Source organism: Bowmanella yangjiangensis (assembly GCF_017255015.1).
Lineage (GTDB): Bacteria > Pseudomonadota > Gammaproteobacteria > Enterobacterales > Alteromonadaceae > Bowmanella > Bowmanella yangjiangensis.
Window position 1 is genome coordinate 1 of the sequence record NZ_JAFKCS010000845.1, and the last position, 306, is coordinate 306.

General features: G+C 65.7%; 1 protein-coding gene. It reads left to right on the plus strand.

What is annotated here, in order from left to right:
• On the plus strand, window positions 1–186 hold a 186-nt coding region (locus tag J0A65_RS26925), incomplete at its 5' end, for a hypothetical protein (RefSeq protein WP_206597224.1).
• Between the last annotated feature and the right edge of the window lie 120 nt (window positions 187–306).

Below are 306 nucleotides of genomic sequence, written 5' to 3' on the forward strand. Positions count from 1 at the left end.
GGTGATTACCGCAATCCGGGCTGGTTCAGGCATCCGCCTGGTTCGCAGGCCTACGAGTGGACAGGCGCCCTGGCCGAGCTGAGACGCGTGCATGACGGCGGCGGTCAGTCGATGCCGCTCGAGCGGCCGGTCGAGGCGCCGGTAGGCGTGCAGGTACGCAAACCCGGTGGCCATGCCGGGCATTGAAAACACGCCGGGCTGCCACGCGCGGCCCGCTCAGCAGACCAATCGAGGAACATCCTGAATGAAAACCCTATCGCTTCTTGCCCTGACCCTGACGCTGGGTGGCGTCCTGAATAGCCCGTT